The following is a 19,504-nucleotide window of genomic DNA, read 5'->3' on the forward strand; positions in this document are numbered from 1 at the left end:
ATCTGTTGAGTTTTTCGCCCTGTCATTCCCTCACTATACCTCAATAATAGATCTCAGAAGCAATATATTGAGGGCTGAATTATGAATTCAATCAAACGTGTTTATCATAGTGATCGTAGTACTTGGGTGGGCGATGGCTTCCCAACAAACTCTATGCTGCCTATGCAAGAAATGGGCAATCAAACCAGTCCATTCCTCGTTATGGGCTATACCGGCCAATATCATTTCTCTCCAAGTCATCATCAACGTGGTGTTGGGTCACATCCACATCGTGGCTTTGAAACAGTGACCATTGTTTATGAAGGAGAATTGGAGCATTTTGACTCTAAAGGAAATCACGGCAGCATTGCCAAAGACGAAGTGCAATGGATGACCGCAGGTCGAGGCATTATGCATGAAGAACACCATTCTAAAGATTTTGCCAAAACAGGCGGAAATTTAGACATGGTACAACTTTGGGTCAATTTACCTAGTCATGCCAAAATGACTGAACCTCGCTATCAAGAACTGACTACAGCCAATATTGCTGAAGTTAAACTTGCACAAAATGCAGGCGTGGTACGCGTCATTGCTGGCCAATTTGAAGACACATTGGGCGCAGCTGAAACCTTTAGCCCGATGAATGTGTTGGATGTGCGCTTGAATGCAAATGCTGAACAGGAATTTTCATTCAACCCACAGTGGAATAACATGATTTTTGTATTAAGTGGCGCGATCGAAATTGAAGGTCAACGCTTTGATGCGAAACAGACTTTATATGTCAGTGACCAAGTATCGTCATTGAAACTTAAATCTTTTGAAGCAACCAAACTGCTTATTTTAAGTGGCGAAGCTTTAAATGAACCAATTGCGGCACATGGACCATTCGTTATGAATACTGAAGACGAAATACGTCAGGCATTTTATGATTTTCAACATGGTCATTTTGCTTAAATATTTCCACGATAAAGTCCCAATAAAAAAACCGCCTTCTGGCGGTTTTTTTATATCTATGTTGGTATGAATTACGCATCACGCTTTCAACAGATTATTGCGTGACTTTTTGATAAAACGTATCGATTGCATTGACCATTTGATCGAGTCCCGGCTGTTCCAAAGGATAATGTCCTGCGTTTTTCAACATAACGACATCGACTGGAACTTGCTTAATCTGTGCTAAAAATGGCTGACTTAAAGCCAAAGGTGTCCAGCGGTCTTGCTCAGGCTGCGTGAGTAAAATTGGGCAGACATCAAACTGCTCCGGTGGCGTGTCATTCTTATAATATAAATAAGAATCTAGAAATTTAACCGATACGCTATTCCCAGCTGACGTTTTATCTTTTAAAAAGATCTGCAATGCCGCATCATTATTCACCAAGCGATGCATTTTACTTACCCAACGCATCGGCATTGGCAATGCTGAAAATGGTGTATGTGCTGTCACATGAGCCAGTGGGCTGCCCACGCGGCTCATAAATTTATTCAAAGAGACTTGATCACGCACAGTTTTATTTGAAGTGTCTAGAAAGGTCATACCGACGATACCTTTCACCTTTTTATTTTTTGCCGCCACGTGATAGGTCAACATACCACCTGCACTAAGCCCATACAAAACGATAGGACGATGATCTTTTTGTAGCTCGGCTTCAATGAGGTCATTACCTGCTTGAACCCAATCATCATAACGAATTTTTGAGCCCTTTTTGACTTGGGTGAGGCCATAACCGGGCATATCAATAGCGATAGTTTCATAGCCACGTTGTGCCAAAGGATGACCCAAAATCATCGACATTTGTCGACCATTTGTTCCCACACCATGAAACAGAATCACCTTCACTTTTGCCTGTGGATTCCGATAAGTATCTAAGTGAACAGTATGACCTTGCCAGTTCCACCACTCTTCTTTAGGGCGCTGCGTTTCGTCTAAATGGTATTCTTTGGGTAGATAGTGCTGAATGTCCTGCCAACTGTTTTGATCTGTATAACTTGCTAATGCTTGTGTAGCCGGTAGCTGATCATCTGCAAATGCCATGATTGAAAGTAACGATGCAATGCCACTCATCAACCACTTCAATAAAGCGCTCAAAATTTCTGATAAGGTGTCTGATTTTGGAGAAGTCATTTTTAGACAATTTTTTATGTGTATGTGCTGATGCTAATCAGCGTCGGAAACCGACGCCATGTGCATGTGGGACAGCACTATGTCACTTCGTCCAATTATCTTTTTCCCTGCTAAGCACTTCAAAATATTTTTGAAGCAGGATTTACATACTCCTGCAATAATCAGCCTTTAAGATCTTTTAACTTTAATAATTTTATCCTTTAGAAATTCATAACCTTACTTTTGATTTTAAATATTGGTAACGCATGAGCCAGTCCAAACCACAACGAAACCTTGTCATCTTTCTCACCTTTTTAAGATTAGGGTGTATTGCATTTGGTGGACCTGCGGCACATTTGGTGTTGTTTTTTCAATATTTTGTGAAACAAGAAAAATGGATAACAGAGCATGAATATGCGCATTTGCTTGCCTTGGCTCAAGTCCTTCCAGGCCCAACAAGTAGCCAGCTCGGCATGGCAATTGGATTTCAACTCAACCGCTATCAAGGTGCTTGTTTTGCATGGTTAGGATTTACTTTACCTTCAGCCCTGCTGATGTGTGCCGCGGCCACTTTAAGTATAAAACTCAGTAATCAACTCTCAACTTTATTCTTTCATGTTATTCAGTTAATTGTACTAGCCGTTGTTGCATGGGCATTTTGGCAAATGATGCGAAGCTTCTGTAAAACAAAATTTCAGTATCTAGTCATGCTTTTAGCTGCATTTTTTATTTATTTCTTTCAATTTTCTTTAAATCAAGTTTTGGTGATTTTATGCGCTGCAATTATCGGTTTAGTTTTATCGTCAAATCAATTACACAGCCAAAAGCCAAATATCGCCGAAACATTTCCACCCAAACATGACAATTTTAGCCGGAATGCACATGAAAATACTTGCACCTCTTGGCTATGGCTTCTCGCCTTTATCAGCCCTTTTTTCGTTCTGCCATTCTTCGATATACAACATAGCAATATATTGGCTTTCAGCTTAGAAAGCTTCTACCGCACAGCATCCCTCGTCTTTGGTGGTGGACATATTATTTTGCCATTTTTACATCAGGACTTTGTCTCTACAGGACTGATCAGTAATGAAAATTTTGACTTAGGCTATGCCCTTGCACAACTCATGCCGGGACCTTTGTTTAGTTTCGCCGCCTATCTCGGCACACTTTTACCCATGACCGATGTGCCAATCTTGAATGCCGCACTCGCGACGTTAGCGATATTTTTACCATCATTTTTATTATTGTTTGGCTTATTGCCCTATTGGAATAAATTGATGAAATACCCGATGCTTTTTGGCACCTTAAAAATAATCAATGCGGCTGTCGTTGGTTTATTACTGTGTCTACTATTTCAAATGAGCCAAAAATACATCATTCAATGGACAGACTTTATATTTGTTGCCGTCGTTATTGCTTTACTTCGCAGCAAACTGCCAGTTTGGTTCAGCTTAATAAGCAGTTTTATCGGCTATTACGCTTTTTTAACTTTTCTGCCTTTTTAAACTTAAGCAAAAAAAACTAGAACTCAAGGAGTAAATTAATCCTCATCGATTAAGCTTGCGCCCTTGACCACAGTTTTCCCCTCGACCTGATCCAGTTGATAATGCTGCACATCACTATACTGTTTGATCATTTCAACCAGTTCATTGGAATGTGTGGTCAACCAAAGCTGCGTATAGCGACTTGCTTCGGCAATCAGCATCGCCAAGGCAGGTAATAAATCGGGATGTAAGCTATTTTCTGGCTCATTCAGTGCCATAAAATTTGGGGGTCTTGGACTCAATAAAGCCACAGCTAAACACAAAAACCGTAAAGTCCCATCTGAAAATTCGGCACTTTCCAAAGGTCTTAAGATCCCTTGCTTTTGCATCATCATTTGAAAGCGCCCACCCATTTCCTGCACATAAAATTGGGTCTGCGGAAAGGCTTTTTCTAGTACTTCAAACAAGGTTTCACTGTTACCACGCTCACGCAAGGTTTCAAAAGCCGCAGCTAAATTTGTACCATCATGCGCTAAAACTGGCGAACGAATGCCCACCTGTGGGACACGGATCGGTGAATTTCCACTGACAGAAAACTCATGATAAAAACGCCAGTTTTTCATGGTCTCACGCACTTGTGAAACTTCGGGATATAAGTGTGGATCGGACAATTGTCCAAACACCGACTCTTCTGGTGTTAATGCCATCGGATAAGCAATCCGTTCTTCATCAACATTTTTAAGAAATGCCGCTTGGTTGGTTCTTTCCAACAACTCACTCATTTTTCGACGTTGATAGCCGCTTAACCAAATCCCTTCTACTTTGACCAAAGGATCGAGTGCAAACAAGGTGATGAGCGGTTCAGGAAAACCTATTTCAAGTTGATATTCATAATGCTCCATCTCCACTGCAAGCTTCATGCGCTTAGGGTCTTTCGATCGATCACCCGCACGGTGACCACCTGCCCACATGATTTTTTGAATCCCGCCCTCATTTGCAATAGCTTGGGATAATTGGCCATTTGCAGCTTCATGCAGGAGACGTACAGCTTTATATAGATTGGATTTACCACAACCATTCGGACCACTGACAATATTCAGACGCGATAAGGTCAGATTCATATGATGAATAGATCGAAAACCTTGAATGGTCACTGAACGGATCGTCATAAGCTACCTAAAATGAGTTGGAAATGCTGATGATTATAAGTGGATTGAATGTATATTTTGCATACACTTTATCCTAACTATAAAAAAACCCGCAAGCCGAAACTTACGGGTCTTTCATTGTACATTCTAAGTTCAATTTAACCTTAGAATAAACGGTTCATACCATTCAATGTTGCAACACGGTACGCTTCCGCCATAGTCGGATAGTTAAATGTGGTTTCTACGAAATATTTAATCGTATTGTTCGGGCTGTTCATCACGGCCTGACCAATGTGAATAATTTCCGCAGCATTATTACCGAAGCAATGAACACCTAAAATTTCTAAAGTATCACGATGGAACAAGATTTTAAGCTCGCCCACGGTGTCACCTGTAATTTGCGCACGTGCCAAATGACGGAAAGATGCCTGACCCACTTCATACGGAATTTTTTCTTCCGTTAACTGTTGTTCAGTTTTACCAATCGAAGAAATTTCAGGAATTGTATAAATACCTGTAGGAATATCCGTTACAGGTGCAATTCCTTCTTCACCGCTCATGTTAGAACCAGCACAACGACCTTGGTCATATGCAGCAGATGCAAGTGAAGGCCAACCGATTACATCGCCCGCAGCAAAGATATTCTCTACTTCAGTTTGATATTGATCATTCACGGTTAATTGACCACGGCTGTTTGGTTTGATGCCTACATTTTCTAGGCCTAAACCATCTGTGTTACCAGAACGGCCGTTACACCACAAAATCGCATCGGCTTTAATTTTCTTACCACTTTGCAAGTGAAGAACCACGTGATCATCATGTGTTTCAAGATGATCAATCTGCTCGTTGTGGCGAATCAGTACACCCTGCTCACGTAAACGATATGACAATGCATCTGAGATTTCATCGTCTAAATAGCTGAGTAATTTGTGCTGTGTATTGATCAAGTCTACTTTATGGTCTAAACCAATAAAGATAGACGCATATTCACAACCAATCACACCAGCACCATAAATGATGATTTTTTGGATTGAATAATCCAGATCCAAAATTTTGTCTGAATCAAATACGCGAGGATGATTAAAGTCTAAAGCAGCTGGACGGTAAGGACGTGAACCTGTTGCAATCACTAATTGCTGGAATACTAAAGTTTCCGTCATACCTTCATTGCTAAAAATCAAAACAGTGTTTTGATCTTGGATATACGCACGGCCGTGGAAAATATCAATTTTATTACGGTCATAAAAACGTGAATGCGTTTCAACTTGTTGTTGAATCACTTTATGCGCATTACGTAACACCTGTTTCATCGTGAACTGTTTCCATTCACCGACTTTTTGGAACATAGGGTCACGTTGGTAACGTAAAATGCTTGAAACGGTCTGACGTAATGCTTTACTTGGAATTGTTCCTACATGGGTACAGTTACCACCAAGCTGTTCACGCATATCTACAATAGCAACTCGCTTACCTGATTTAGCAAGTTTCATTGCAGCGCCTTCACCCGCAGGGCCAGAACCCAGAACTACCGCATCGTATTTCACGAAAGTTCCACTAACGACCTCTTTCTTACGTGGCATTCAACGCTCCTTTACAAATATTCTTTAATCTAGGCTGTATTATGACGTATATCCTAACTTTTTTGGATATTTAGCTCACATATATTATGTGATAACCACATTTATTATATGAATATCGTTTTCCCCCTATTTAAGCTCAAGTCCGCTATAATGATCGAGCTAATTTTTTGAATATCTCCTTGTCAAAAACAGTGGAAAAGTTGAATATGTCTGAGAACCGTAAACCTGTACAGGGTGTAAAACTTCGTGGCGCAGAAAAAGTCGCTCGCATACCTGTGAAGGTCGTGCCAACGGTTGAAACGCCTCGTAAGCCTGACTGGATTCGGGTCAAAATGGCTGCCCCTGATGAAGTTCAACGTATTAAAACAACTTTACGCGCACAAAAATTACATACCGTGTGTGAAGAAGCGGCTTGCCCGAACTTACCTGAATGTTTCGGTGGCGGTACTGCAACCTTTATGATTATGGGCGATATCTGTACTCGTCGTTGCCCATTCTGCGACGTTGCGCATGGTCGTCCCAATGCTCTTGACCCAGATGAACCACGTCACATGGCAGAAACCATTGCCAATCTTGGTTTGAAATATGCCGTAATTACGTCGGTCGACCGTGATGACCTAGTTGATGGCGGCGCACAGCACTTTGTTGACTGTATTAAAGAAGCTCGTGACTTGAGTCCAAAAACACTTTTGGAAATTCTAGTTCCTGACTTCCGTGGTCGTATGGATGTTGCCCTTCGTATTATGACGGAGTGTCCACCTGATGTCTTTAACCACAACATTGAAACCGTGCCACGTTTGTATAAAGCAATGCGTCCGGGTTCTGACTACCAACACTCTTTAAACTTATTAAAAATGTTTAAAGAATACTGCCCAGATGTTCCAACAAAATGTGGTTTGATGGTCGGTATTGGTGAAACTGAAGAAGAAGTGATCGCGTTATTAGACGACTTAAAAGCACACGATGTTGACTATGTCACCATTGGTCAGTACTTACAGCCCTCTAAAGAACATGCACCGATCGATCGTTTCGTTACACCTGAAGAGTTTGATCGTTACACAGCACATGGTCAAAAGCTTGGTTTCAAAAACATTTGGGCTGCACCAATGGTTCGTTCAAGCTACTTTGCTGACCGTCAATACTATGGTGAGCCAGTACCTGCGGTACGTCGTAAAACTGATCCTGCAAAGAAAATTGCAGTTCAAACGATTGAAGCTTAATCACGCAAAGATTTAAAACATCGCAAATTAAAGCCCTCATTGATTGAGGGCTTTTTTTGTGGCTTTCACACACTCAGCCCAATTCGTTTCCCAATATAAGATCTTTCGAAAATTGTCCGTTCCTTAAACGTTATCCAATATATCGAATCATCCAAGTTTACGTAATGTGACATTTCTTTGCCCGATAGGGATTGTGTTGTGATTATTTATTAATCAATCTATTGATAACACTTTATTTGCGCTTTCAATATATTCGCGCAATTGTCCAATCATACTCACCAGCCGAGTGATGCCATTTTGACAGTCTCATGCACTTTAAAATCAGAAAGACAAAAGATGAGATCATTTTTAAACGCATGTAGGCTGTTTTAAACGCATAACGCTCTGGCCCTTGTCACTGGAGCCATAACAAATGCTATTTATACTCAGTGCAGTACTCTTTATTTTTGCTCTTTGGGCCGTTTTTTTCTTTGAACTTTCACGAGCTGTAGGTGCAATAACACTGATATTTGTTTCAATTGCACTCGCCTTTTTAACCCCATGGTCATTAATACTTGGCATCCCGCTTATTGCTTTAAGTTTAGTTATGTTGATTGACCCACTGCGGCTCAATCTGCTCACCAAACCTGCCTATAAAACCTTAGCAAATGCAATGCCGAGTATGAGTATTACGGAACGTGAAGCATTAGATGCAGGAACAAGTTGGTGGGAAAAAGAGCTATTTATGGGCGCGCCTGATTGGAAAAAATTTGAGGCTTATCCCTACTCTCAGCTCAGCGCTGAAGAACAATCCTTCATTGATAATGAAGTCGAGCAACTTTGTGCCATGCTCAACGAGTGGGATATTCACCATAAACATAAAGACCTCCCACCAGAAGCTTGGCAATTCATTAAAGATAATGGCTTCTTAGGACTGGTGATTCCAAAATCTTACGGGGGCCGTGAATTTAGTTCATTTGCACAAAGCCGTGTCATGAGCAAGATTGCATCCCGATCACTGACTGCCGCAGTCAGTTGTATGGTGCCCAACTCGCTTGGACCGGGGGAATTACTTCTACACTATGGTACCGAAGCACAAAAAGACCGATATCTCCCTGGCCTTGCAAAAGGTGAAGAAATTCCATGTTTTGGACTCACAAGCCCTGAAGCAGGCTCAGATGCAGGCGCCATTCCAGATACAGGTGTTGTCTGTTATGGCACCTTTGAGGGACAACAAGTGCTCGGCTTAAACATGAATTTCTCTAAACGCTGGATTACTCTTGCACCGATTGCCACCGTCATTGGTCTAGCATTTAAACTATACGATCCAGATGGATTATTGGGAGATAAAAATAAAACTGAATATGGCATCACTTGTGCACTGCTACCGGCGAGTCATGAGGGTGTCATTACAGGTCCACGTCATAATCCAGGCTCTCCGTTTATGAATGGTACAGTTGAAGGCAAAGATGTCTTTATTCCCTTAGACTGGATCATTGGAGGGATTGAAAATGCCGGCAAAGGCTGGCGTATGCTGATGGAATGTTTAGCGGTTGGTCGTGGCATTTCACTCCCAGCTTTGTCAACGGCAGCTGGAGAAATGGCATATTTAAATGTTGGTGCATTTGCCAAAGTTCGTCAGCAGTTTAAAATTTCTGTAGGTAATTTTGAAGGTGTACAAGAAGCTTCGAGTGATATCGCATCAGATGCTTATATGCTTGAAGCATTTCGCTATTTGGTGACTTGTGGTTTAAACCAAGGCGGCAAACCTGCTGTAATGACTGCAATGGCCAAATACTATGCCACTGAAACCATGCGGAAAGTGGTGAATCATGGCATGGACATCGTCGGTGGACGTGCCGTGCAAATGGGACCTCGTAATTTTTTAGCTTTGAATTATCAGGCCATTCCCGTATCAATTACCGTCGAAGGCGCCAATATTTTAAGTCGCTCTCTGATGATTTTTGGACAAGGCTCCATGCGTTGTCATCCATATTTATTTGAAGAGCTGCAATTACTTCAAGCCGAAGATAAAAACGCTGCACTCAATACATTCAATGAAATGCTCTTTAAGCACTTAGGCTATACCTTTAACCGAACTGCACGCGCCTTTGCTTATGCCTTCACTGGTGGCCCATCAGACTCACCTGCTTCAGCAGATGAATTTAGCCGCCCCTACTATAAAAAAATTAACCGCTTCAGCGCCGATTTCGCGCTGACTGCAGATATGTGTCTTGGCCTATTAGCCGGCGATATTAAACGTAAAGAAATGCTCTCTGGACGACTTGCAGACATTCACTCTTATTTATTTATCGCGACAGCTATTCTTAAATATTATGAACAAGGTCAAAGAAGTGAAGCTGAACAATTACATGCGCAACTTGCATTAGATAAAGCTTTGTACAATGTTGAAGAAGCTTTCCATGGCTTATTTGACAACTTCCCAATGCGACTAGCAGCAAGCGTAGTAAAAATCATCTGCTTTCCGTTTGGACGAGTTGTTGCTAAACCGACAGACCGTTTAAAACGTGAAGTTGCCACTCAAATGATGCTAGACAATACTTTCCGCCAAGAACTGAAAAAGCACGTGTATTACAGCACTGCAGCAGATGAAGTTTCTGGTCGTATGGAAAATGCCTTTTTACAACTGTTAAAAATTGAACCGCTGTGGAACCAATTTAAAAAAGCTGAATCTAAAGGTCAATTCAAAGGTTTAACTTTTGAAGCACATATAGCCGATGCAATTGCACAAAAAGTCATTACTGCCTCCGAAGCTGAACAGCTCAGCACTTACAACATTCAACGCTATGACAGTATGCTCACAGATGTTTTCGATATGCAACTCATCCACGAACTTGAGCTATCCAATCCACATTTAACCGTTTCACCAGAAGTGAAAAAGCAACAAAACACCGATGATGAACCAGAAGCCTTCCTGCGTTATTAATCAGCTTTTGCATCGCTTTTAAGCTTTATTTTTCTCAAAATAAAAGCCATTCCACTGTTAAACAATGGGATGGCTTTTTTATACGACCATCAGCCAATGGTATCGCAGAGTCAAAGGTATAGGCTGTACTGCAAAATTACATCACAGAGGGTTTGCTGCATGTCACAACAAGATTATGAAAATGGCTTAAAAGTTCGTACTGAAGTTATGGGTGAAAGTTTCGTCAAACGTGCTCAAGACAATACCGTGCCATTTACTCAACCTTTGCAAGATTGGATTAATGAGCATGCATGGGGTTCAACTTGGCAGCGTGAAGGCGTTTTACCCCGTAAATATCGCTCACTGATTACCATTGCATTTTTAACTGCACAAAAAAGTCCAACAGAACTCAAAGGTCATGTCCGAGGTGCTTTAAATAATGGGGCGACTGTAGAAGAAATTCAGGAAGTGTTACTTCATAGTTTGCCATATTGTGGCGCACCGGCGACTCAAGAAGCCTTTCGTGCGGCACTTGAAGTCATTAATGACTATCAAAAATCTGAATAAGTTACTGCGTTATAAAACGGCTTTAGAAAACTACGATTATTGTGGTTTTCTAAAGGGTTTCATCTTGTTTTTAACTTAGGACCTTAAATGCAGTGAATCCCGAATCAAATCCAGTAGACATTAAAATTATAGAAGAATTCATTCACTTCAAATCGAACTTGATATCCCAATTCTGTAAGCTCAGCAGATAAATTTCGAATCTCTTCTAAAGCTAAATGCTTGGGTAAAACCGTAAATACGGCGGTATTCCCCTGTTTGGCATTTTCCTCAATCAGCAAAGCCAAACGTGTCTTATATAAGGCGATATCTAAATTGGCTTGACTGGATAAAACTTTGGCATATTCTGCGGGTAAAAAGCTCATATTCTTATACGCTTATCTAATTATTATTGCTTATAAATTAAGCCAAATTCAGCAAAGCGTGCAATGCATTTTTGTAATTGATATTTCAATTTCAAAGCGCATTGTTTGGCCCAAACGATGAACTTAAAAGCGATGTGCAAAAAAGGAACTCAAAAAAAATCCCTCATGAAGAGGGATTTTCTATACTAACGTGGTAATGGAATATATTGCGAGTCACTGTTTTGAGTTTGCGGTTTACGCTCTCCTACTTGTACCGGCAATGTCATCGCCTTACCATCTCGCTCAATATCAATTTGCATAGTGCTCAATGGCGCTTGCTGTGCAACGTAATTGATTAAATGTGAGGTCGAGGTAATCAGCTCATTATTCACTTTCATGATTTTATCACCACGTTTTAAACCTGCTTGTGCTGCAGGTCCATTACGAATGACATCTGCAACAATCACACCATTCACACGTGGATCTAAAATATTTTCTTGTTTAATTGGAAGTAAACTAATACCTAACCAACCACGAACCACTCGCCCATCTTTTAAAATAGCGTTCAGCACTTGTTGACATACTTTTGCAGGAATAGCAAAACCAATCCCCAAAGAGCCACCTGACTGCGAGAAGATCGCGGTATTTACACCAATTAAGTTTCCTGCAACATCAATTAAAGCACCACCAGAGTTGCCGGGGTTGATCGCAGCATCTGTTTGAATAAAGTCTTCGTAAGTGTTGATTCCCAAATCTGAACGACCTGTAGCTGAGATAATCCCTTGCGTAACCGTCTGACCCACGCCAAAAGGGTTACCAATCGCTAGGACGACATCACCGACTTCATTGCCACTTAGCTTAAATGGCAAAACCGGTAATTGACTCATTTCAATCTTAATCACAGCTAGGTCTGTATCTGGGTCTGTACCCACAACTTTCGCTTCAGCACGACGACCATCATGTAAAGCCACAACGATCTGATCGGCCTGTGCGATCACGTGGTTATTCGTCAAAATATAGCCATCTGGACGAACAATCACACCTGAACCTAAACTATTTTCGTTTTGATTGGTTTGATCTGGAAGTTGATTACCAAAAAACTCACGGTAAACAGGATCATTTAATAAAGGATGATCCAATTGTTTCACTTTTTGCGTAGTGAAAATATTGACAACCGCTGGAGCAGCAACTTTTACCGCAGCACTATACGAAACTACACCGCCTGTACGCGACGTATCAATGAGGGGCTCAACCTTTTCTGCAGGCATTTTAACCCCATCTGGGGCAATGGGTGCTTTAGGTTTTTGAACCTGTTGCCATGTAAAGAAACCGATGATCACAAGTATTAATAATACCCAAGGTAACCATGTAAAGGTCCGACGCACGTCTATATCCTCTAAATTTTATAATTCATTGATGGCTAAATAATTTATATCGTATTGTAATGTAATCTTTTCAACAAAATTAAAAATAAATACAGAGATTTGTGATTCTTTAGTTACAATTTAAACAATCGTAAATTTTGATTCATCTCTTTGAGATTTTGGACAGTATATGGCTCAGTTAAGTGAAATTATTCAGTGGTGTGACAGCACACTCAAAGCACATGAATTTAAGGACTATGCTCCCAACGGCTTGCAAATTGAAGGCTCAGCAGAAGTGCATAAAATTTTATGTGCAGTTACCGCATCACAAACAGCGATTGAAGCCGCGATAGCAGAAAAAGCTGATTTGCTATTGGTACACCATGGTTATTTTTGGAAAGGTGAAGCTTACCCAATCACAGGTATGCGTGGCAAACGCATCAAAAGCCTGATCAAAAACGATATTTCACTCGTTGGTTATCACTTACCTTTAGATAGTCACCCTACTTTAGGTAATAATGCAGCGATAGCAGATTTGCTCGAATTAGAGAATATTGAAGCCTTAGATCCTACTGAGCGCAATCCTATTGGTAATGTTGGTTATTTAAAACAAGCAATGACTCCAGCGGCGTTTAAAGACTTTGTTTCTGAAAAATTAGGATTTAATGTCATTCACCTACCGGCAGATAAACCCTCTATTCAAAAAATTGGTTTGTGTACGGGTGGCGCACAAGACTTTATTGGCAAAGCCGCTGCATTAGATTGTGATGCATACATTTCAGGTGAAGTGAGTGAACGTACTTTTTACGAAGCTGAAGAATTAAATGTGCATTATTATGCCTGCGGACATCATGCAACTGAAAGATATGGTGTACAACGACTCGCAAAAGCTATTTCAGAACAGTTCAATATTGAGTATAGTTATTTCGAATTAAACAACCCGATTTAATTTAAATCGTTCTGGTCTTTGGCTCAGTCCTTATACGTATATTTTCAGGCTTTATTCTGTATTGTTATTTATAAGCAATGCGCATTTTACTGCAAGAATCTATTACAATAACGGCACTTAATGTCAAAACCCAGCAAAATGCAAGGAATTGAAAACATGACAACGATTACTTTACCAGCGTTACCTTACGGTTACGAAGATCTTGCTCCTCATATCAGCAAAGAAACTTTAGAATACCATCACGACAAACACCACAATACTTATGTGGTTAACCTAAACAAAGCAATTGAAGGTACTGACCTTGCTGGCAAAACTTTAGAAGAAATCATCACTGCTGTTAAAGGCGATGCTTCTAAAGCTGGTATCTTCAACAATGCAGCCCAAGTATGGAACCACACATTCTACTGGAACTGTATGGCTAAAAACGGTGGCGGTAAAGCTACTGGCGCTTTAGCAGCTAAAATCGACGAAGCTTTCGGTTCTTACGAAAAATTCGCTGAAGAATTTGCAAATGCTGCTGCAACTCAGTTCGGTTCAGGTTGGGCTTGGTTAGTTGCTGACGAAGTAAACGGTAACCTTTCTATCCTTAAAACTTCAAATGCTGACACTCCACTTGCTCACGGTAAAGTTGCAGTGTTGACTATCGACGTTTGGGAACATGCTTACTACATCGATTTCCGTAACGCTCGTCCTAAATACATCTCTACTTTCTTAGAAAGCCTAGTGAACTGGGACTATGCAAACGCTAAATATGCAGGTCAAGCTGCTGGCGTTGAAAAATAAGTTTTAAAACTTATTTTAAAGTAAAAAAATCACCCTTTTAGGGTGATTTTTTATGCTTTAAATATCATACTGCCACAACAAACAATATTACACAAAAGAATGAATCAAGAGCCATTACTAATCATAAAAGCAAAATATACCAAAATATTAGTGATGTTTATCTTTATCACTATAATCCAGTATGTGAGTTACTCTTATGTTCAAGAATCTATTAAATATAGCTTTAATTCAGCACTAATATTGACTGGATTATCAATTATGGAATTCGTCTTAATTTTACTTATCATCAAAAATGGACTGCCACAAATTAGATTTTTCGAAAGTCATTGTATAATTCAACTTTATATAATGAAAATTCAGTTTAACTATGATCAAATAGAAAGCATATCCATTAACAACACAAAAAGTCACTACAAACTATTACCTGTCGGTAATGAATATTTATTAAGGATTGTATTCAAACACAATCAAAATCTTTTTAATCTACTCCAAAACACCATTAAACCTGTTATGTCTTTTTCTAAATTTCATTTAGATACCTTCGCAAACCATCAAATTTTAGAAATATATTTATTATTCCAAATTATAATTCCTTTAGATCAAGAGAAACGTATAACTACGCTTAAAAATTTAAATCTACAAAATTTGACGATAAAGCAAATCAGCAACCTAGATGATATAAAAAACTTCAAAAATAACCGCTATTTAAGAAAAAATTTCTAGACTTGAACAATAAAAAAACATTCAAATAGTCATTTCATCAAATCTGCTTGACCACTTTAAAATTCATCCCTAAAATGCGCATCAGATTCTCCAATAGCTCAGTCGGTAGAGCGACGGACTGTTAATCCGCAGGTCCCTGGTTCGAGCCCAGGTTGGAGAGCCATCTATTCTTCCATAGCTCAGTCGGTAGAGCGACGGACTGTTAATCCGCAGGTCCCTGGTTCGAGCCCAGGTGGAAGAGCCAGATTCTAAAAAACCCACTCATTACGAAGTGGGTTTTTTATTGCCTGATATTTAACAAAGCATACCTACTTTTTTTGTTTTTGCTTTCCTAAAAGTATCTGTATATGTACCAAATTATCTGATTCGGCTATTTTTAAAACACTTAATTTGATTTTTCTGTATTTTATTTAAATCAGGCTTGACCACCCTGCCATACATCTTTAGAATCCGTTTCAGATTCTCCAATAGCTCAGTCGGTAGAGCGACGGACTGTTAATCCGCAGGTCCCTGGTTCGAGCCCAGGTTGGAGAGCCAAATTCTAAAAGCCCACGCATTATGTCGTGGGCTTTTTTATGCTCTGACTTTTGTTTTAAGATAAGTATAACTTGCTCTATGACCTAAGCTATTCACTTAGCTCTCCGACCACATTAAAGAATAGTCAGAGCTTAAGTTTTAAAAACGCTTTATATTAAAGGTGTTTATATTTAATACATTCAGCCTAAATTTCCTTATTTTTTGCAATTCTGACTTGACCTCACTGCATTTGCCCCATAGAATGCGTGCAGATTCTCCAATAGCTCAGTCGGTAGAGCGACGGACTGTTAATCCGCAGGTCCCTGGTTCGAGCCCAGGTTGGAGAGCCAAATTCTAAAAAGCCCACGCATCATGACGTGGGCTTTTTTCATATATGTAGTTTATTTCGTGCCAAATCTCAGTCAGTTTACATTTTTTATTATTGGTTGCTTGGCAACTTTTGCCCTTGTCTGCTTAGTCTTTCCGAGACTGTTTAGAAGCAAACAAAAGTTTTTCCCACGTCGTGTAATCACTGCCTTTGAAAGTAAGATGTTTCATCGTTTAAATGAAGCATTTCCGAACTACCACATTTTAGCCCAAGTGGCTTTTAGCGCACTGATCACCACTCAAAATTACAAAATCAGAAATAGATTTAATCGAAAAGTCACTGATTTTGTCATACTTGACCAAACTTATAATGTGCTTGTGATTATCGAACTGGATGACCCCAGTCATATAGGCAAAGAGCAAGAAGATGCTGAACGTGATGCAATGCTTGAAGAAGCTGGCTACCGTGTAATCCGCTACACCAGTATTCCAACAGTTCACACGCTCAGGCATGATGTAAATAAATAGTTGTTAAATACGTAAAGTACAATCAAACATTGGGTGAATGCGCATTGCATTCACATCCATAACGTAAGCAGAATTTTATTGAGCATTTGACTCTTGAGCTGCCAGCACTTCTGATACTGCTTGGTCAGCCTCAGCAGCCAAAGCCTCATCTTGTGCTTCTTTTGCTTTAATACGCTCAATCATTTCAGCTTGTTGTTGCTTATATTTTTCTTGGTTTTTGGCATCACTATTGACTGCAAGAAAAGCCATACTGACCAAAAATATAGGAATCAATAACCCAAGTGCCATCAAAATGATCATCTTTTTGGTATTGGGTTTTGGCTTTACTTCAGACATAACGATTCTTTCATTTACATAAATAATTCGACGCCCAATATAGCAAAAAACAAAATTCGCTCAAGTCTTCATAACATTCTTTGCTCGAACTAACTGTACCCCCTCATTTTCACGGATTGAATGATTAATAATCCAATATGCAAAAAAAGGAGACATGCTCCTTTTTTTATTATTGAAAAAACTTAGCTTGAAGCAGCTACCCCCTTACAATGTGGACTTTGGCTTGCATCTTTTTGCTCATTGGTTAAGACAATACCTGTACCTGCAGACATTTTAGCTTGAATAAATTCGACCGCTTGCGCATTTCTACAGATAATTGCCTGTGTATGACTTGCATTTGGCACAACGTCTAATTGATAACCTTCAGCATAATTTGCATCTGGGAAATACTTCTTCGCTTGTGTTTTCATATTTGCAAATAGCGCTTGCGTAACCACAGGAATAACTGCCTGATCATTTGCACCTTGAATAATATACACAGGCGCTTTAATCACTTTATCAGCGCTTGCATTTGTCGCTGGTTGATTATCATTTAAAAATTTCTGAACAACAGGATCGGTATCGATTTTATTCAAATCAATTCCATACTGTGAAACCGTATGCGTTGGATCCTTTAAGAATTCAATCACAGCTGCTTTAAACTGTTCTTGCAAACCATTTGCGCCATTTGGATCAGCATAACTTAAACATGCACCGTCATCCCCTGTACGTCCATAGGCTTTTTCTGCAATAACACCAGCATCAGCAGTAAAAATATTTTTTAAATCATAATTTGGCTCATAGGCTTTAATACCTGAACTGGTCAATGCAGCATATGCCAAAAGCTCAGCATAGCCATCTGCAATTTGATTAATTAACGCTTGTGCTTGAACCTCCGAAAGCTGCCCCATACTAAGTGCATAACGCACTTGTGCCAACTGTTCATCCAATCTATTCAATCCATGGGGTTTAGGTTGACCGTTTGCATCAACATTTAGTTTTGGATCTAAATAGATCTTAATAATCGTGCCTAAACTCGACGCAGGTGCGGCTGCTACTGCACCTTTATAGTTAGTATCGGTATTCGCAAATTCCGCCGTGCCTAAGGATGCATGACCACCTTGCGATTGACCAATCGACATCCACTGACCATTGAGTTGCTTACCATAATGTTCTTTTGCCGCTTTAACTGCAGTAAGCGCCGAATTTGCCGCACTTGATAAATTAAGGTATGGATGAACTCCTTTGGTTCCTAAGCCTTCATAGTCTGGCGCCACAATTACATAACCTGCCGCCATAAGCGTGTTAGCTAGAATTTTAAAACGTGGATGAATTAGATTTTTACTTGGCGCACACTCATCTCCTGCTCCGACTGTCCCATGCTCCCACACCACAACGCGATACCCATCTTTAGGTTGTGTAGCTTTTGGAAATAACACCAAGGCTGTTGCAGTCGCTGCTTTCCCCTGTACATTTGTCATGTTATAGGTCATGACTTTAATGGACGATGTATTGTCTACTGTATTGAAAGCATAATTTGCTTCAGACACAAATGTTGATTTTTGATTCGAAGATGATGAGTCATTATCATCGTCATTACACGCGGTTAAAGACAGCATAGAAACTGCAACTGTCAAAGCTAATGCTATTTTTGAACGTTTCATAAAATATCCTTTTTAATCATTATTCTTTAAACATGAAACTACATGCCTTTTTATTAATGCATAAAAAAAAGCACCCGAATAGGATGCTTTAGTTCATTTTAAAAAGTTTCAGATCAATGACATTAAAGAGCCAATGCCATAAAAATTCCAATAAAAATCATAAACCCTACCCAACGGTTATGGCGAAACGCCCAAAAACATAACTGCGGATCACGGCCTTTGGTTTTAGTCCACTGGTAAATAAAATCGGCAGCCACAGCCAATAACGCGACCAAACCGAATGGCATCAAGAGATCTTCTAAATACAGCGCAATAGCAATCAATACAATACTAAGCACCTGCAATAATGAAATGATTTCAATATCGTATTTACCAAATAAAATCGCAGTTGATTTCACGCCAATTTTCAAATCATATTCACGGTCAGTAATGGCATATTGTGTGTCATACGCAACGGTCCACGCCAAATTACCAAAGTACAATAACCAGCAAGTCAAATCAGGTGTTTGCCCCACAGCGGTATAAGCCATAGGAATCGACCATGAAAATGCCGCACCTAAAAATACTTGTGGCAGATGCGTGTAGCGTTTCATAAAGGGATAAATGAACGCTAAAAACAATGCCCCAAAGGACCAATAAAAAGTTTCTATCGGTAAAAAGAACAACATACATGCGCTAGCAAGCACCAAGATCAAGAACACATATATGGCTTCTTTAGCACTAATCACTCCAGTGGCTAAAGGACGATGCTTGGTTCTTTCCACAGCACCATCGACTTTACGGTCAGCAAAGTCATTAATCGCACAACCTGCTGCACGCATAAATATCGTGCCCAAAATCATGGGAATCAAAATACTGAATTGCGGTGTTCCTTGATTGGCAATCCACAGTGCCCACATGGTTGGCCAAAAAACCAGTTCCGTGCCAATTGGCTTATCGAAGCGACATAAATAGTAATAAGCTTCTAAACGCTGCTGCCAAGTAATCTGTTGCACCACGGCCATGACTGT

The 19,504-nt window shown here is 40.0% G+C and carries 16 protein-coding genes and 4 tRNA genes; 12 read left to right on the top strand and 8 right to left on the bottom strand.

The window, feature by feature from the left end:
* Positions 1–81 precede the first annotated feature (81 nt).
* Positions 82–933 (top strand): pirin family protein, encoded by an 852-nt coding sequence (locus FTT99_RS01145; protein WP_180115040.1) that lies wholly within the window; start codon positions 82–84, stop codon positions 931–933.
* Positions 934–1,027: 94 nt separating this feature from the next.
* Here the strand turns inward: FTT99_RS01145 and FTT99_RS01150 are convergent, their stop codons facing one another.
* A complete protein-coding gene (locus FTT99_RS01150) occupies positions 1,028–2,011 on the bottom strand; it encodes an alpha/beta hydrolase (protein ID WP_257229241.1) in 984 nt (327 codons plus the stop codon).
* Between the two features lie 335 nt (positions 2,012–2,346).
* Between FTT99_RS01150 and chrA the strand changes: the two genes are divergently transcribed.
* Complete coding sequence (gene chrA, locus FTT99_RS01155; RefSeq protein ID WP_180004939.1) at positions 2,347–3,585, top strand: chromate efflux transporter; 1,239 nt, start codon at positions 2,347–2,349, stop codon at positions 3,583–3,585.
* A gap of 35 nt (positions 3,586–3,620) precedes the next feature.
* Here chrA and FTT99_RS01160 read toward each other — a convergent pair whose 3' ends face one another.
* Positions 3,621–4,733, bottom strand: a complete 1,113-nt coding sequence (locus FTT99_RS01160; RefSeq protein ID WP_180004940.1) for an AAA family ATPase — start codon at positions 4,731–4,733, stop codon at positions 3,621–3,623.
* A gap of 143 nt (positions 4,734–4,876) precedes the next feature.
* On the bottom strand, positions 4,877–6,292 hold the full coding sequence (gene sthA / locus FTT99_RS01165) for a Si-specific NAD(P)(+) transhydrogenase (protein WP_078190237.1): 1,416 nt from the start codon (positions 6,290–6,292) through the stop codon (positions 4,877–4,879).
* A 206-nt stretch (positions 6,293–6,498) separates the two neighbouring features.
* Here sthA and lipA point away from each other — a divergent pair, with 206 nt between their 5' ends.
* From lipA to FTT99_RS01180, 3 genes are all read left to right on the top strand, one after another.
* On the top strand, positions 6,499–7,512 hold the full coding sequence (lipA, locus tag FTT99_RS01170; protein ID WP_180004941.1) for a lipoyl synthase: 1,014 nt from the start codon (positions 6,499–6,501) through the stop codon (positions 7,510–7,512).
* Between the two features lie 412 nt (positions 7,513–7,924).
* A complete protein-coding gene (locus FTT99_RS01175) occupies positions 7,925–10,438 on the top strand; it encodes an acyl-CoA dehydrogenase (RefSeq protein ID WP_180129380.1) in 2,514 nt (837 codons plus the stop codon).
* Between the two features lie 159 nt (positions 10,439–10,597).
* On the top strand, positions 10,598–10,984 hold the full coding sequence (locus FTT99_RS01180) for a carboxymuconolactone decarboxylase family protein (RefSeq protein ID WP_005008801.1): 387 nt from the start codon (positions 10,598–10,600) through the stop codon (positions 10,982–10,984).
* A 104-nt stretch (positions 10,985–11,088) separates the two neighbouring features.
* Here FTT99_RS01180 and FTT99_RS01185 read toward each other — a convergent pair whose 3' ends face one another.
* Entirely contained in the window at positions 11,089–11,346 is a 258-nt protein-coding gene (locus FTT99_RS01185; protein ID WP_180129378.1) for a hypothetical protein, read from the bottom strand.
* A gap of 185 nt (positions 11,347–11,531) precedes the next feature.
* A complete protein-coding gene (locus tag FTT99_RS01190) occupies positions 11,532–12,710 on the bottom strand; it encodes a S1C family serine protease (RefSeq protein WP_078191894.1) in 1,179 nt (392 codons plus the stop codon).
* 169 nt (positions 12,711–12,879) lie between these two features.
* On the opposite strand from FTT99_RS01190, the gene FTT99_RS01195 reads away from it, so the two are divergent.
* The 7 genes from FTT99_RS01195 to FTT99_RS01225 all read left to right on the top strand — a co-directional run bounded on the left by FTT99_RS01195 (position 12,880) and on the right by FTT99_RS01225 (position 16,515).
* Entirely contained in the window at positions 12,880–13,638 is a 759-nt protein-coding gene (locus FTT99_RS01195) for a Nif3-like dinuclear metal center hexameric protein (protein WP_180129377.1), read from the top strand.
* Positions 13,639–13,794: 156 nt separating this feature from the next.
* Entirely contained in the window at positions 13,795–14,421 is a 627-nt protein-coding gene (locus FTT99_RS01200) for a superoxide dismutase (protein ID WP_078192384.1), read from the top strand.
* Positions 14,422–15,231: 810 nt separating this feature from the next.
* A tRNA-Asn gene (locus FTT99_RS01205) sits at positions 15,232–15,307 on the top strand.
* A gap of 5 nt (positions 15,308–15,312) precedes the next feature.
* Positions 15,313–15,388 (top strand) — tRNA-Asn (locus FTT99_RS01210).
* A gap of 217 nt (positions 15,389–15,605) precedes the next feature.
* Positions 15,606–15,681 (top strand) — tRNA-Asn (locus tag FTT99_RS01215).
* Between the two features lie 253 nt (positions 15,682–15,934).
* Positions 15,935–16,010: transfer RNA gene (locus FTT99_RS01220), tRNA-Asn, on the top strand.
* Between the two features lie 22 nt (positions 16,011–16,032).
* Complete coding sequence (locus tag FTT99_RS01225) at positions 16,033–16,515, top strand: DUF2726 domain-containing protein (protein ID WP_218954477.1); 483 nt, start codon at positions 16,033–16,035, stop codon at positions 16,513–16,515.
* Positions 16,516–16,590: 75 nt separating this feature from the next.
* Here FTT99_RS01225 and FTT99_RS01230 read toward each other — a convergent pair whose 3' ends face one another.
* The 3 genes from FTT99_RS01230 to ubiA form a co-directional block, all read right to left on the bottom strand.
* Complete coding sequence (locus FTT99_RS01230) at positions 16,591–16,851, bottom strand: hypothetical protein (protein ID WP_168379169.1); 261 nt, start codon at positions 16,849–16,851, stop codon at positions 16,591–16,593.
* Positions 16,852–17,033: 182 nt separating this feature from the next.
* Positions 17,034–18,494: a S9 family peptidase gene (locus FTT99_RS01235; protein ID WP_180129373.1), complete on the bottom strand. Its 1,461-nt coding sequence runs from the start codon at positions 18,492–18,494 to the stop codon at positions 17,034–17,036.
* Positions 18,495–18,616: 122 nt separating this feature from the next.
* Positions 18,617–19,498 carry a 4-hydroxybenzoate octaprenyltransferase gene (ubiA, locus tag FTT99_RS01240; protein WP_180108293.1) on the bottom strand — a complete coding sequence of 294 codons (882 nt, stop codon included), beginning with the start codon at positions 19,496–19,498 and terminating at the stop codon, positions 18,617–18,619.
* Positions 19,499–19,504 lie beyond the last annotated feature (6 nt).

Source organism: Acinetobacter sp. YH12040, from assembly GCF_013420005.1.
Classification (GTDB): domain Bacteria; phylum Pseudomonadota; class Gammaproteobacteria; order Pseudomonadales; family Moraxellaceae; genus Acinetobacter; species Acinetobacter amyesii.

What these genes read in the sequence shown, in the direction of transcription:
- FTT99_RS01145 (WP_180115040.1), top strand. Translation starts at nt 82, where the DNA reads ATGAATTCAATCAAACGTGTTTATCATAGTGATCGTAGTACTTGGGTG.
- FTT99_RS01150 (WP_257229241.1), bottom strand. Translation starts at nt 2,011, where the DNA reads ATGGCATTTGCAGATGATCAGCTACCGGCTACACAAGCATTAGCAAGT.
- chrA (WP_180004939.1), top strand. Translation starts at nt 2,347, where the DNA reads ATGAGCCAGTCCAAACCACAACGAAACCTTGTCATCTTTCTCACCTTT.
- FTT99_RS01160 (WP_180004940.1), bottom strand. Translation starts at nt 4,733, where the DNA reads ATGACGATCCGTTCAGTGACCATTCAAGGTTTTCGATCTATTCATCAT.
- sthA (WP_078190237.1), bottom strand. Translation starts at nt 6,292, where the DNA reads ATGCCACGTAAGAAAGAGGTCGTTAGTGGAACTTTCGTGAAATACGAT.
- lipA (WP_180004941.1), top strand. Translation starts at nt 6,499, where the DNA reads ATGTCTGAGAACCGTAAACCTGTACAGGGTGTAAAACTTCGTGGCGCA.
- FTT99_RS01175 (WP_180129380.1), top strand. Translation starts at nt 7,925, where the DNA reads ATGCTATTTATACTCAGTGCAGTACTCTTTATTTTTGCTCTTTGGGCC.
- FTT99_RS01180 (WP_005008801.1), top strand. Translation starts at nt 10,598, where the DNA reads ATGTCACAACAAGATTATGAAAATGGCTTAAAAGTTCGTACTGAAGTT.
- FTT99_RS01185 (WP_180129378.1), bottom strand. Translation starts at nt 11,346, where the DNA reads ATGAGCTTTTTACCCGCAGAATATGCCAAAGTTTTATCCAGTCAAGCC.
- FTT99_RS01195 (WP_180129377.1), top strand. Translation starts at nt 12,880, where the DNA reads ATGGCTCAGTTAAGTGAAATTATTCAGTGGTGTGACAGCACACTCAAA.
- FTT99_RS01200 (WP_078192384.1), top strand. Translation starts at nt 13,795, where the DNA reads ATGACAACGATTACTTTACCAGCGTTACCTTACGGTTACGAAGATCTT.
- FTT99_RS01225 (WP_218954477.1), top strand. Translation starts at nt 16,033, where the DNA reads ATGACGTGGGCTTTTTTCATATATGTAGTTTATTTCGTGCCAAATCTC.
- FTT99_RS01230 (WP_168379169.1), bottom strand. Translation starts at nt 16,851, where the DNA reads ATGTCTGAAGTAAAGCCAAAACCCAATACCAAAAAGATGATCATTTTG.
- FTT99_RS01235 (WP_180129373.1), bottom strand. Translation starts at nt 18,494, where the DNA reads ATGAAACGTTCAAAAATAGCATTAGCTTTGACAGTTGCAGTTTCTATG.
- ubiA (WP_180108293.1), bottom strand. Translation starts at nt 19,498, where the DNA reads ATGGCCGTGGTGCAACAGATTACTTGGCAGCAGCGTTTAGAAGCTTAT.